The sequence below is a fragment of the Aeromonas molluscorum 848 genome (assembly GCF_000388115.1).
Classification (GTDB): Bacteria; Pseudomonadota; Gammaproteobacteria; order Enterobacterales; family Aeromonadaceae; genus Aeromonas; species Aeromonas molluscorum.
The window spans coordinates 1-11,828 of the sequence record NZ_AQGQ01000124.1 but is presented as its reverse complement, the minus strand read 5'-3'; the positions used below and the strand labels follow the sequence as shown (position 1 = coordinate 11,828).

14 protein-coding genes are annotated in these 11,828 nt (G+C 61.2%); 9 read left to right on the top strand and 5 right to left on the bottom strand.

The annotated features are described in order from the left end of the window. The coding region (locus tag G113_RS14885; protein ID WP_005905832.1) for an ATP-binding protein at positions 1-954 on the top strand (954 nt) is incomplete at its 5' end. Between the two features lie 165 nt (positions 955-1,119). On the opposite strand, the gene rloA3 is transcribed toward G113_RS14885, so the two are convergent. Further along, on the bottom strand, positions 1,120-1,623 hold the full coding sequence (gene rloA3, locus G113_RS14880) for a retropepsin-like aspartic peptidase RloA3 (protein WP_005905830.1): 504 nt from the start codon (positions 1,621-1,623) through the stop codon (positions 1,120-1,122). A gap of 399 nt (positions 1,624-2,022) precedes the next feature. Between rloA3 and G113_RS14875 the strand changes: the two genes are divergently transcribed. From G113_RS14875 to G113_RS14855, 5 genes are all read left to right on the top strand, one after another. Beyond that, positions 2,023-3,066 carry a GMP reductase gene (locus G113_RS14875; RefSeq protein ID WP_005905828.1) on the top strand — a complete coding sequence of 348 codons (1,044 nt, stop codon included), beginning with the start codon at positions 2,023-2,025 and terminating at the stop codon, positions 3,064-3,066. Positions 3,067-3,267: 201 nt separating this feature from the next. Further along, entirely contained in the window at positions 3,268-4,458 is a 1,191-nt protein-coding gene (earP, locus tag G113_RS14870; RefSeq protein ID WP_005905825.1) for an elongation factor P maturation arginine rhamnosyltransferase EarP, read from the top strand. A gap of 45 nt (positions 4,459-4,503) precedes the next feature. Further along, a complete protein-coding gene (efp, locus tag G113_RS14865) occupies positions 4,504-5,070 on the top strand; it encodes an elongation factor P (RefSeq protein ID WP_005905823.1) in 567 nt (188 codons plus the stop codon). 186 nt (positions 5,071-5,256) lie between these two features. Further along, positions 5,257-6,015 carry a DUF3530 family protein gene (locus tag G113_RS14860; RefSeq protein ID WP_005905821.1) on the top strand — a complete coding sequence of 253 codons (759 nt, stop codon included), beginning with the start codon at positions 5,257-5,259 and terminating at the stop codon, positions 6,013-6,015. A gap of 113 nt (positions 6,016-6,128) precedes the next feature. Next, positions 6,129-7,085, top strand: coding sequence for a D-2-hydroxyacid dehydrogenase (locus G113_RS14855; protein WP_005905820.1), 957 nt, complete (start codon positions 6,129-6,131; stop codon positions 7,083-7,085). 70 nt (positions 7,086-7,155) lie between these two features. On the opposite strand, the gene G113_RS14850 is transcribed toward G113_RS14855, so the two are convergent. Further along, positions 7,156-7,656 carry a YMGG-like glycine zipper-containing protein gene (locus tag G113_RS14850; RefSeq protein WP_040319269.1) on the bottom strand — a complete coding sequence of 167 codons (501 nt, stop codon included), beginning with the start codon at positions 7,654-7,656 and terminating at the stop codon, positions 7,156-7,158. A gap of 386 nt (positions 7,657-8,042) precedes the next feature. Here G113_RS14850 and G113_RS14845 point away from each other — a divergent pair, with 386 nt between their 5' ends. Then, positions 8,043-8,645 (top strand): nitroreductase family protein, encoded by a 603-nt coding sequence (locus G113_RS14845; RefSeq protein ID WP_005905818.1) that lies wholly within the window; start codon positions 8,043-8,045, stop codon positions 8,643-8,645. Positions 8,646-8,791: 146 nt separating this feature from the next. On the opposite strand, the gene G113_RS14840 is transcribed toward G113_RS14845, so the two are convergent. Then, complete coding sequence (locus tag G113_RS14840; RefSeq protein WP_005905817.1) at positions 8,792-9,442, bottom strand: HAD-IA family hydrolase; 651 nt, start codon at positions 9,440-9,442, stop codon at positions 8,792-8,794. Further along, entirely contained in the window at positions 9,439-9,669 is a 231-nt protein-coding gene (locus tag G113_RS14835) for a hypothetical protein (protein WP_005905816.1), read from the bottom strand. Before G113_RS14835 ends, G113_RS14840 begins: the two co-directional genes overlap by 4 nt. A 114-nt stretch (positions 9,670-9,783) precedes the next feature. Here G113_RS14835 and G113_RS14830 point away from each other — a divergent pair, with 114 nt between their 5' ends. Together G113_RS14830 and G113_RS14825 are read left to right on the top strand one after the other, a co-directional pair. Further along, positions 9,784-10,701: a LysR family transcriptional regulator gene (locus tag G113_RS14830; RefSeq protein ID WP_005905815.1), complete on the top strand. Its 918-nt coding sequence runs from the start codon at positions 9,784-9,786 to the stop codon at positions 10,699-10,701. A gap of 62 nt (positions 10,702-10,763) precedes the next feature. Then, entirely contained in the window at positions 10,764-11,015 is a 252-nt protein-coding gene (locus G113_RS14825; protein WP_005905813.1) for a putative hemolysin, read from the top strand. 81 nt (positions 11,016-11,096) lie between these two features. Here the strand turns inward: G113_RS14825 and G113_RS14820 are convergent, their stop codons facing one another. Then, positions 11,097-11,681, bottom strand: coding sequence for a cysteine hydrolase family protein (locus tag G113_RS14820; protein WP_005905812.1), 585 nt, complete (start codon positions 11,679-11,681; stop codon positions 11,097-11,099). Positions 11,682-11,828 lie beyond the last annotated feature (147 nt).

The following is an 11,828-nucleotide window of genomic DNA, read 5'->3' as shown; positions in this document are numbered from 1 at the left end:
AAGCAGCATACCTGGCTCATCGTCGCCGAGCGCGACGATGAGCGCGGCGAGCTGGCGAGCAAGATGGCAACTCTCACCATGCTGCCCCTCTTCATCACCCTGCCCTTCCTGCTCGGCCTGCTCTGGTGGTTGGTGACCCGTGGCCTGGCGCCATTGCGCCAACTGGTCAAAGCCGTCAGCGAACGCCACCCCGCCAATCTGGAGCCCCTCGACCTTGCCCTCCAGGTGAAGGAGATAACCCCGCTCACCAACGAGATCAACCGGCTGATGCACACCCTGGCCGATACCCTGGAGCGGGAAAAACAGTTCACCAATGAGGCCGCTCACGAGCTGCGCACGCCGCTGGCGGTACTGCGCATCCATAGCGAGAACGCCCTGGCGGCACAGGATGAGACGAGTCGGCGCCACTCCCTCGGCAAGATGCTGCTCGCTCTGGATCGCAGCGATCGTCTGCTGCGCCAGCTGCTGACCCAGGCTCGGATCGACAATCAGCAGGATCCGGTGCTGGAGCGCATCGATCTCGGTCAGCTGCTCCAGGGCAGCTTGGCCACACTGGCTCCCTTGGCGCTGCAGAAGGATCAGCAGCTCTCCCTCGATGTCGATGGCCAGGTAGACGTCATGGGGCAGCCCACCCTGCTCGATTTGCTGTTTAGCAATCTCATCGACAATGCCCTGCGCTACACCCAGGCCAAGGGGGAGATAGCCGTGCGGGTCGAGCAGATGGGCAAGCGGGCGCGGGTCGAGATCAGGGATAATGGGCCTGGCATACCGGCCGAGGCCATGGCCCGATTGTGCGAGCGCTTCTTTCGGGTCAACCCCCAGCAGGGAGATGGCGTCGGGCTTGGCATGGCGATAGTGCGCAGCATCGCCGAGCTGCATCGCGCCGAGCTGGATATTCACAACGGCGCCGAGGGTGGCCTGGTGGTCATAGTGATCCTGGACGGGATCCAATAGCCAAATCCCGGCCTATTTATGGATATGACGCCACTCATCAAAGGCAGCAAAGGGGTCCACCAGGCCTGAAGGGGGCAAAAACAAAGAGGGCCACGCCTGCCGGCATGGCCCTCTTTGCATACACAGAACCCTCACGGTCAAAACCGGCCCTGTGGCGGAAGCCGCTTAAAGACACTCGGGCTGGATGGTGAACGTCCGGCCCGCATCCACAGGTCCCAGCTCCGCCAGCAGACGCCGTCCCAACAGTACTGGGTAGACCATGTTCGCGCGCGATCGCAGGGTGAACTCCTCCTTGTAGAGGGTCTCTCCGATGCAGAGCGACATATGCACCACAGGCCGCCGTTCGGATCCACCGGCACCACTCACCGTCACGCGGCGCAGCACGGGCCGCTCTATCTCCTGTTTGACCAGTTTGTCTGTCTCGACATCCTTCATTTCCAGACTGAAGCGCACCCACTCCTTGCCATCACGCTCGAAGCGGGTCAGGTTTCGCGCATCCATGGAAGAGGTGAGCGCACCGGTATCAAGCTTGAGCTTGACCGTCACTCCGCTTGGCATCACCACCCCTTTCTCGACCCAGCCATAGACATGGGGGCTATCGGCCTGGGCCTGCGAAGTGCTCAGCGACAAAGCCAGCAAGGCCCACAGCGCTATGTTCTGATGTTTCATCCTGTCGCTCACCCTCATTGACCGATGCCGGGCACCTGCCCGCCATCGGTTCCAGCTTGAAGCTTGATGATGCCCCCGTCAATGCAGCGCTCAGCATCCTGGGATACATCGGGGAAATAGTGATTATCTGCCGACAGTTTCAGGCATCTTGCGACGAAAAACAGAGAACAGGATAAAAAGGTGCTAGCAGCGTTAACGAAGAGGAAAATTGCGGGAGAAAACGCAGATTGTGACGCCAAAGGCTACCACAAAAGATCTGCCATTATCAGTCTTGTTCCGCAGGGATTTCTGACTAGACTGTTGTAAACCGGAGGCCTCGAAAACCTGCGGTTTTTTTGTGCCTGCCGTTTATCCAGACAGGGCTCCTGGCCCCTCGACCAGGCTCATTAAGGAAATGTCATGCGTATCGAAGAAGACTTGAAGCTCGGTTTCAAAGACGTACTGTTTCGCCCCAAACGCTCAACCCTCAAGAGCCGCTCCCAAGTCAGCCTGACTCGCCAGTTCATCTTCAAGCACAGCCAGACCCAGTGGCAAGGCGTGCCCGTCATTGCCGCCAACATGGATACCGTCGGCAGCTTCGCCATGGCCAGAACCCTGGCCGGCTTCGAGATGATGACGGCGGTACACAAGCATTACAGCCTTGCCCAGTGGCAAACCTTCATCAACGAGACAGACCCGGCGCTGCTCGGCCACGTAATGGTATCGACCGGCACCTCGGAAGAGGACTTCATCAAGACCCGCCAGATCCTAGCCATGTCACCCGCCCTGCGCTTCATCTGCCTCGACGTGGCCAATGGCTACTCCCAGCACTTCGTCGAGTTCCTGCGCAAGACCCGTGATGCCTGCCCGAACCACGTCATCCTGGCGGGCAATGTGGTCACCGGCGAGATGGTGGAGGAGCTGATCCTCTCCGGCGCCGACATCGTCAAGGTCGGCATAGGCCCGGGCTCGGTCTGCACCACCCGGGTCAAGACCGGCGTCGGCTACCCGCAACTCTCCGCCATCATTGAGTGCGCCGATGCGGCCCACGGCCTGGGCGGCCAGATCGTCGGTGACGGCGGCTGCGCCTGCCCGGGGGACGTGGCCAAGGCGTTTGGCGGCGGCGCCGACTTCGTGATGCTGGGCGGCATGCTGGCGGCCCATGAGGAGTGCGGCGGTGACATCGTCGAGGTAGAAGGCAACGCCTTCATGAAGTTCTATGGCATGAGCTCGGCCAGCGCCATGGACAAGCACGCTGGCGGCGTCGCCGACTATCGCGCCTCCGAAGGCAAAACCGTGCTGCTGTCCTATCGCGGCCCGGTGGAGAACACGGTGCGTGACATCCTGGGTGGCGTGCGATCTACTTGCACCTACGTCGGCGCCAGCCAACTCAAAGAGCTGACCAAACGCACTACCTTTATCCGGGTGCGCGAGCAAGAGAACAACGTCTACGGCAAGGAGTAGATTGGTCGCCTCCTTAGCTGGCCCGCACTTTATTTGCGTCTAGATAGCGCCGCTCAAAGGGGCCATCGCCATCCGAGGACGCAAGCAGGAACATAACGGCCAAGACCCGCAATCACCTGATCCCCGTAAACCCTGACGGGTTAGAAGCCAACCCTCCGGTGTGCTACTCTGCGCACCGGTTTTTATCTGTGGTGCTGACCCATGCCAACTCCCCTGCCCCCCTTCGACTGGGACATCTTCTGCTGCGTCGTGGACAACTTCGGCGACATAGGGGTGACCTGGCGTCTCGCCCGCCAGATCGAGCAGGAGGGCCACGGCTCAACCCACGGTAGTGAAACAAAAGTTCGGCTCTGGGTGGATGATCTGGTCAGTTTTGCGCGCATCTGCCCCGGCCTCAATCCCGAACTGAATGGCCAATGGCAGCAGGGCATCTATATCCAGCACTGGCACGATACCCTGCCCGTCGATGTCATCCCGGCCAGCGTAGTGATCGAGGCGTTTGCCTGCGAGCTGCCGCCTGCCTTTATCGACAAGATGGTGCAGCACACGCCCCCCCCCTGCTGGATCAATCTGGAATACCTCTCGGCGGAAAGCTGGGTCGAGGATTGCCATGGCCTCGCCTCGCCTCAGCGGGTCGGCAACCAGAGCCTCAACAAATACTTCTTCTTCCCGGGTTTCACGCCCAAGACCGGCGGTTTGCTGTGCGAGCACGGACTTGTCCAGGCTCGGGAACGCTGGCAACAGGATGAGGCCGGCCTTGCCGCCTACTGGGCCAGTCTCGGCCTGCCCCCCCAGGGGGAGGATGAGTTGCGCATCAGCCTGTTTGCCTATGAGAGCGCGGCGCTGGTCAGCCTGGTTGAGGGCTGGCAGGCCAATCCCGCCCCAGTCACCCTCTTGCTGCCTATGGGACGTGCCGTTGCGGACGTGCTGCGCGGCTTGGGTTGTGAGGGCAGGGTCGTGCAGGCGGGTGACCTGCTGCAGAGGGGGAACCTCAGTGTCAAACTGCTGCCGATGACAGATCAGGCGGGCTACGATCGCCTGTTGTGGAGCTGCGATCTCAATCTGGTACGGGGGGAAGACTCCTTCGTGCGAGCCCAGTGGGCCGGGCGCCCCTTTCTCTGGCATATCTATCCCCAGGAGGAGCAGGCCCACATGGTCAAGCTGGATGGTTTTCTCGATCATTATCTGGAGGGGCTGCCAGAAGAGTCTGCCCAATGGCTGAGGGCCTTCAACCATGCTCTCAACCAGGGGGATAACACGAGCGAACTCTGGGCCAAATGGCCGCAATATGACGCCATTTGGCGGCAACATGGGCGAGACTGGTCACAGAAGTTGCTGAGGGATGGGGATCTCCTCACACGATTGGTGAAATTTCTTGAAAGCCGTATATAATCTGGCAGTTTTTTATTCGTCCGTTTCACGAACAGGAATTTTGACATGAAAACCGCACAGGAAATCCGCGCTGGTAACGTAGTCATGATCGGCACCGAGCCGATGGTGGTACAGAAGGCTGAATTCAACAAATCCGGCCGTAACTCCGCCGTGGTCAAGATGAAGCTGAAAGGCCTGCTCAACGGCAGCGCCACCGAGACCGTCTTCAAGGCTGACGACAAGCTGGAAGTGGTTCAACTGGAGCGTAAAGAGTGCACCTACTCCTACTTCTCCGATCCCCTGTATGTCTTCATGGACACAGAGTACAACCAGCACGATGTCGAGAAAGACAACCTGGGTGACGCCCTGAACTACATGGTCGACGGCATGGAAGACATCTGCGAAGTGACCTTCTACAACGAGAAAGCCATCTCCGTAGAACTGCCAACCACCATAGTCCGTGAAGTCGAGTACACCGAGCCGGCCGCCCGTGGCGATACCTCAGGCAAAGTAACCAAGCCTGCTCGCCTGAAAGGCACCACCTACGAGCTGGCCGTTGCCGCCTTCGTAGAGATCGGTGACAAGATCGAGATCGACACCCGCACCGGTGAGTTCAAGCGTCGCGTCAACTAATTTGACGGCTTAAGCCAGTGTTGAAAAAGCGAGCCCCAGGCTCGCTTTTTTATTGGCTGGCATTCATCAGTCTGGCTCATGGCCCCGATCAGTTGCGCCCCCCCAAATCCATCGACTCCCCTTCAGAAATCCCCCAAGCCGCCGCTAACAGTAAGACCCGCACCCAGGGTGAGCCAAGAGGGGCCTATGGCCAGAGTATCACTACCGCTGTTGTTGTTGAGCCTGTGCAGCCTGAGCGGTGGGCCTCTCCTTGCCAGCGAGCTGGCACCGCCGCCCCCGGCGGATCACTGGCAGAGCAGCGACTGGCAGGGTCTGCCCGGCGCCAGTCAGTTGGAGAAACAGACGGTGCTCTTTGCCAAACATGACAGCAATAGCTACCTGGGTCTGGCCATCTTGCTGCCAGACTGGCAGCACAGCGGTCAGTTGTGGCAACTGACTCGCCAACTGACCCGCGTCGGATTTGATACCCTGCTGCTGCTGCCCTCACCGAGCCAGACCGAGCTCGATCCCGCCGCCGAGAAGAAGCAACAGGGCATAGATAGCTTTCGCAAACAGTTCGCCGAGCGCATCGTGACGCTCGGTGATGCGAAATGGCAGGCGGGGGGCTTCAAACTGCTGCTGGCTCAGGGTACCAGTGCCGCCTGGGTCAGCAACCTCATTGCGAGCGAGAAACTGCCCGCCCCCGATGCCCTGGTGCTGCTCGACGGCTTCTTCCCCAATCCCCAGAGCAACCAGACCCTGGCCAAGCAGATCGCCCAGGGCACCATACCCACGCTGGATCTCTATCAGGAGCAAGGGGGCAACTGGTCACTGCAGGCCGCCCAGATCCGTCGTCAGGAGAGTCGGCGCAGCCACAAGCTCAACTACCGTCCCTATGCCTTGATGGCGCTCGATGAGACCCCTGGGCGCATCCAGGGTTGGCTCACTCACCTCGGCTGGCTCTGACTGCCCTGGAAGGCGCCTCTGCTCTGCCTCCGGACCCACTCTGCCAAGCGTGATTGGCGGTAGCCCTTGGGCCCTTTTGTTTGGCATCATGGGGCTCCACAGCCGGAGGCCCCATGCAGCAGATAGTCTTTCTCGATAGCGATACCCTGGATGCGAGCGTGCGCCTGCATCGCCCCGATTTCCCCCATCACTGGCTAAGTTACCCGGCCACGGCGCCGGATCAGGTGGTGTCTCGCCTGCGCGAGGCCGACATCGCCATCATCAACAAGGTGCGCATCGGCGCAGCCGAACTGGCGGCATTGCCAGGGCTGCGCTTGATCGCCCTGGCCGCCACCGGCAGCGACAATCTGGATCTCGACGCCTGCCGCGCGGCCAAGGTGGCGGTGTGCAACATCCGCAACTATTCAGGCCCCTCGGTGCCAGAGCATGCCATGGCCCTGATGCTGGCCCTGTCGCGCAATCTGTTCGCCTGGCGCCAATCCCTGCAGGAAGGACGCTGGCAACAGAGCGGTCAGTTCTGCTTCTTCGACCACCCTATCCAGGACTTGCATGGCAAGCGCCTGGGCATCATAGGCAAGGGCACCCTGGGCCAGGCCCTGGGGGAGCGCGCCCTTGGCATCGGCATGGAGGTTCGTTATGCCCAGAGTCAGGTGGACAAGGAGGCGCAAGGAGATCGCCTGCCCCTCGATGAGCTGCTGGCCAGCTCGGACGTGATCAGCCTGCACTGCCCGCTCACCCCCTATACCCGCAACCTGATTGGCGAGCGGGAGCTGGGCCTGATGAAACCGACTGCGCTGCTCATTAACGTGGGACGGGGCGGCCTGGTGGACGAACAGGCCCTGCTGCAGGCCCTCGGCAACGGCCAGATCGGCGGCGCCGGGTTCGATGTGGCGAGCCAGGAGCCGCCGCCGCAGGATCACCCTCTGATGCAGGCCCTGCAATATCCCAACTTCATCCTGACCCCGCACGTGGCATGGGCGAGCGAAGAGTCGATGCAGCGTCTGGCCGATCAGCTGATCGACAACATCAACGCCTTTGCCGCCGGTCGCCGTCAGCACCGACTGGTCTAGGCCCTCCTTGGCGGGCAAGGCCTGACAACACAAAGCCCGGCGCTAGGCCGGGCTTTGTGTTGAGGCGCCATCAATGATGACGGTGCTTTTTGTAGTATTTCTTTTTGTGCTTGTGGTGATAGTGACGATCACCGTGATAACGACGATCGTCATAGCGACGACCGCCCCTGTCCCAGTCACCGCCACGGGATTCGTGACCGTCGCCGGTACGGGCACCGATGGCCGATCCCCCCGCACCACCTATGCCTGCACCGATCAACTGGCCCGTGTCACCGCTCACGCTCTTGCCAATGGCGGCGCCGCCGAGGGCCCCCACGGCGCCACCGATGGCCGCTTCATTCTTGTTGCCGCGATTGGCGGTCGCGGCACCACCGGCCGCGCCACCCAGGGCCGCGCCGACCAGGGCGCCGGTGTCACCACCCAACTGTTTGCCAAGCATGGTGCCCGCCACGCCACCAACACCGCCCCCGAGCATGGTATTGACCGTCTCGGAAGCCTGCGCTGGCAGCCAGGCCAACAGCAGGGGCCCCAACAATGCCAAGGAACGCAGTGTCTGTCTGTTCATTCCCATGGGATACTCCTGTCCAGCTGATTAATTTCCCCTGCACTATGATGAGTGTCGGTGACCAGCGCCATATCCCCCACCTCGCCCAAGCGACAAAGCCTGACTGAACCTGAATGGGTCAATGCTTAACTATATGAATTTTATCGAGTAGTTGGCTTACCTACCCGTAACCCTTGTCTGAAGACCCATGCCTGTTACCGTGGCCATCGGTCAACTCCTGTCGGTGATGGGGCCACTCGGGCATCTCTTCGGCTCAGGGAAGCCCGTAGTTGGCGGGGGATGGACTAGGAAGGGGATCAAGAGGGCGTTACACTGGCTGCGCGCGAGGCCGGTTTGGCCCCTTGGGCTGCTGCGCCGCCGCGTCACGCATTTTCGCCACGCAAGGAGAGGTTATGAGCAATTCATTTATCGAACTGATGAAGGTACGCCGCACCATCTATGCACTCGGGGACAAGGTTTCCCACAGCCAGGCACAGTTGACTGGCCTCATTCAGGAGGCGATCCGACAGAGCCCCTCCTCGTTCAACTCCCAAAGCTCCCGGGCCGTCATCCTGTTTAGCGATGAGCACCATGCCCTCTGGGATCTGACCAAGGAGACGCTGCGCAAAATCGTGCCCGCCGACGCCTTTCCCCAGACCGAGAACAAGATCAACGGCAGCTTCCGGGCCGGATTTGGCACTGTGCTCTTCTTCGAGGACACTGCCGTGATAAAAGATCTGCAGCAAAAATTTGCCCTCTATGCCGACAACTTCCCCATCTGGTCGGAACATGCGACCGGCATCGCCCAGTTTGCGGTCTGGAGTGCCCTGGCCCAGGAAGGGATCGGTGCCTCGCTGCAACACTACAACCCGCTCATTGACGATCAGGTTCACCAGCGTTGGGAACTGCCCGCCAGCTGGTTGTTACGTGCCCAGATGCCCTTTGGCAGCATAGAGCAGCCCGCCGGTGACAAAACGTTCATGGATGATGCAGAGCGCTTCCGCGTCTTTGGATAACACTGTCCGCCCCCTCTTAAGTGAGGGGGCCTGCTTGCCCGCATCTGCTGTCGCTTTACAGGCACTGCCCCGGCCACTTGCCCGCAAGCCCAGCAGCCGGTGCTCTCAACCACGCCGCCCTCTTCAACACTCAGCACTCCGTCACCCTAGGTTTGCACGCGGATCTGCAACCCATCCCCGTCCTTGATCACAGTCACCTGTCGCCAGTCACGGATCCTGGTCACCACGGCGGGATCGAGCGTGCGATCGCCCCCCACTTGCACGACCCGACAACCGGCTCTGAGTGCGCTCTGCACCCCGGCCAGGGCATCTTCGAAGACCAGGCAGTCGGCAGGAGCCAGCCCCAGGCGCTCGGCCCCCAGCAGATAGGGCTCGGGATCCGGCTTGCCCCGGGTGACGTCGGTGGCACCAACCAGCTGCAAGGGCAGGGGCAAACCGGCGGATGCCAGACGATGCAGAGCCACCCGGCGGCTGGCCGAGGTCACCAGCGCCCAGTGCGTCATGGGTAGCCCCTGCAAGACGGAACGACAGCCCGCAAGCGGTTCGGCGGCCCCTGTATGCAGGATCTCCATCTCATCAAGCAGGGCTATTTCGCGGGCCAGATCCAGGTCGGGCGCCAAAGCCTGGATCACCTCGAAGGATCGCACCCCATGACAGATCGCCAGGATGGGCTCGGGGGCGAGTCGGTGGCGCCGGCACCAGAGCCGCCACACCGTCTCCACTTCGGTGGTGGAGTGCACCAGGGTGCCATCCATATCGAGCAGCAGCGCCGCCGCGTTCAGGGTGAGTCTCGTCATGACTGACGTTCCATTGTGCTGACGCCCTGGGTACCGGGCAGCACCGATATCTCGTTTTCATAACAGGCCAGCGCCTGCCGACTGTTGCCCGCCAGGATCTGCCGGGGGGCCAGCACAAATCCCTGCTGCAACAGGCTGACCAGCAGATCTCCCGTCTCCGGGGCCGCCAGGGGCTGGGCGATCACAGTCCCTTCCTTGTGTAACAGCAGATAAGCTTCGGTGCTCATGGTCTCTCTCCTCAGGGGTAGCTTGGTGGACGACAGGGCCGTTTCGACACCATTAGAACAAGGGCGATAGATAATTTATAATCAATAAAACTCAACATTCGATAACTAAGCGGAATGAAATTCGATCTCAAACAGCTCCAGGCCTTCGTGACCCTGGCCCAGAGTGCCAACTACCGGGAGGCGGCGGCACGCCTCTTCATCACCCAACCGGCCCTGACCAAGCAGATCCAGGGGCTGGAACTCATGCTGGGGGCCAGTCTGTTCAACCGCGGTCGCCACGGGGCTGCGTTAACCGCCATCGGTAGCCAGCTGCTCGTCCAGGCCCGCGCCCTGATCGAGCATGGTCAGGGATTCGAGCGCCACGCCCTGGCATTGGCCAGCGGCATCGCCGGGCGCCTCAATATTGGCTTCGGCCTGTCGAGCTTCGAACTGGCGCCCACTCTGGTCGCCCGCTTTCGCCAGCACGCTCCCGAGGTACTTGTCCATTTGCGCGACATGCCCTCGGCCATCCAGCATGAGCAACTGCTGTCAGGGCAGTTGCAGCTTGGCTTCATGCGTCGTCCGCTGTCGGAGCAGCTTCACGAGATCCCGCTGCTGACCGACCAACTGGTGCTGGCGGTGTCCAGCCAGACAATCCGGGGGGAAGCAACCGAGTGGGATATGGAGCAGGCACTGACTCGGCAGCCCTTGTTGCAGATGGTGGGGCATCGCTGTCCGGGTTTGAGCCAGCAGATTGCCAGCTTCCTCGGGGCCAATCGGCTGACAGGGACTATTCAAGAGGCGGAAGATATCCAGACATTGGTGGCGCTGGTCGCCGCAGGCATAGGCAATGCGATATTGCCGAAGAGCGTCAGCTTCATCGCTGGCCCCAACGTGACGCTCTATCCCCTCTCGGGCCCCCACTCCGCATGGGAGATAAGCCTGGTGTGGAACCCGGGCTTCCATGACCCCATTCGGGATAACTTCTTGGCGATGATGAAAACCATGGCGCCAGAGGGCCCAGGATCAATGACGAGCCCCGGGATCGCCTGAGTTGCGGCCCAGCCAAGCCTGGGTGTATCGTCTGCGATACTGACACTGCCAAGAGACTTGATATGACACTGAGACGGCACAACACCCTGCTCCTGCTCCCCTTGCTGGCCCTGGCGGGCTGCGCCCAGCAGGACTCGGCACCGGCCCCGGCCAAAATGGGCATGGCCAATCCGGCCTCGGTCTATTGCACCGAGCAAGATGGCAAGCTGGTACTTGAGCAGGAAGCTGGCGGCACCGTGGGCTACTGTCACCTGCCGGATGGCACCGTCATGGAAGAGTGGACCCTCTACCGCTCGGCCCAGCAATCCCAATAGAGCGTGACTGTCATGCCTGCCATAACACAAGGCCGATCCAGAAGATCGGCCTTGTGTTATGGCAGGGGTACAATGCTGGCGCTAACCCGGCGCATCCGCCGTCAGTTGCTCGACCTTGATGATATCGGCGATGCGGCTCAGCATCCGCAGAGATGCATGGTGTTCGTTGGCGTCCGCCGCCGCGCAGGCATCCTCCAAAATAGTGATGCGGTAATCCCTGTCATGGCCATCCCGCGCCGCGGCCTGGATGGCCCAACTGCTGCTGAGCCCGCACAGATAGAGGTGCTCGATGCGGTTGGTCCGCAGTGCAGGCTCAAGCAGGGTGCCATAGAAGGGGCTGACTCTGGGCTTCTCGATCACCAGATCCGTCGGTTGCACATCAAGCTCCGGGTGAAACTCACAACCTTCCCCACCGAGGCACAGAGCACCAAACTCCTGCGCACGACCAAACATGGGCGAACCCTTGGGTTGGACATGATAGTTGGCCTCAAAGCCTACCTTGACTTGGATCACCAACCAGCCATGAGCCCGGGCATGAGCCAGCGCCCGGTTGGCATGAGTGATGGCATCTTGCTCCTGCACGTGGCGCGCAGAGGCAGCTATCTTGCCATCCGGGTGGGCGAGATCCTTGATGAAATCGATGACCAGCAGTGCCTTGTCTGTCATGGTTGCGTCTCCCATTTTGAGGGGATGGTCTACGCCAGCCCCAGTGCGTAGCGTAGCGCCATCTCCTTGAGCGGGCCCGCCTTGTCGGCCAGATTGAGAGCCAGGTTGCGGGCCAGGCGCAGCGGCCCTATCTCGTTGCTAAATGCC

Bases quoted from the DNA above. Each gene is read 5' to 3' on its own strand.
- G113_RS14850 (WP_040319269.1), bottom strand. From the start codon at position 7,656: ATGGGAATGAACAGACAGACACTGCGTTCCTTGGCATTGTTGGGGCCC.
- G113_RS14845 (WP_005905818.1), top strand. From the start codon at position 8,043: ATGAGCAATTCATTTATCGAACTGATGAAGGTACGCCGCACCATCTAT.
- G113_RS14875 (WP_005905828.1), top strand. From the start codon at position 2,023: ATGCGTATCGAAGAAGACTTGAAGCTCGGTTTCAAAGACGTACTGTTT.
- G113_RS14840 (WP_005905817.1), bottom strand. From the start codon at position 9,442: ATGACGAGACTCACCCTGAACGCGGCGGCGCTGCTGCTCGATATGGAT.
- G113_RS14835 (WP_005905816.1), bottom strand. From the start codon at position 9,669: ATGAGCACCGAAGCTTATCTGCTGTTACACAAGGAAGGGACTGTGATC.
- G113_RS14825 (WP_005905813.1), top strand. From the start codon at position 10,764: ATGACACTGAGACGGCACAACACCCTGCTCCTGCTCCCCTTGCTGGCC.
- rloA3 (WP_005905830.1), bottom strand. From the start codon at position 1,623: ATGAAACATCAGAACATAGCGCTGTGGGCCTTGCTGGCTTTGTCGCTG.
- G113_RS14820 (WP_005905812.1), bottom strand. From the start codon at position 11,681: ATGACAGACAAGGCACTGCTGGTCATCGATTTCATCAAGGATCTCGCC.
- earP (WP_005905825.1), top strand. From the start codon at position 3,268: ATGCCAACTCCCCTGCCCCCCTTCGACTGGGACATCTTCTGCTGCGTC.
- G113_RS14860 (WP_005905821.1), top strand. From the start codon at position 5,257: ATGGCCAGAGTATCACTACCGCTGTTGTTGTTGAGCCTGTGCAGCCTG.
- G113_RS14855 (WP_005905820.1), top strand. From the start codon at position 6,129: ATGCAGCAGATAGTCTTTCTCGATAGCGATACCCTGGATGCGAGCGTG.
- efp (WP_005905823.1), top strand. From the start codon at position 4,504: ATGAAAACCGCACAGGAAATCCGCGCTGGTAACGTAGTCATGATCGGC.
- G113_RS14830 (WP_005905815.1), top strand. From the start codon at position 9,784: ATGAAATTCGATCTCAAACAGCTCCAGGCCTTCGTGACCCTGGCCCAG.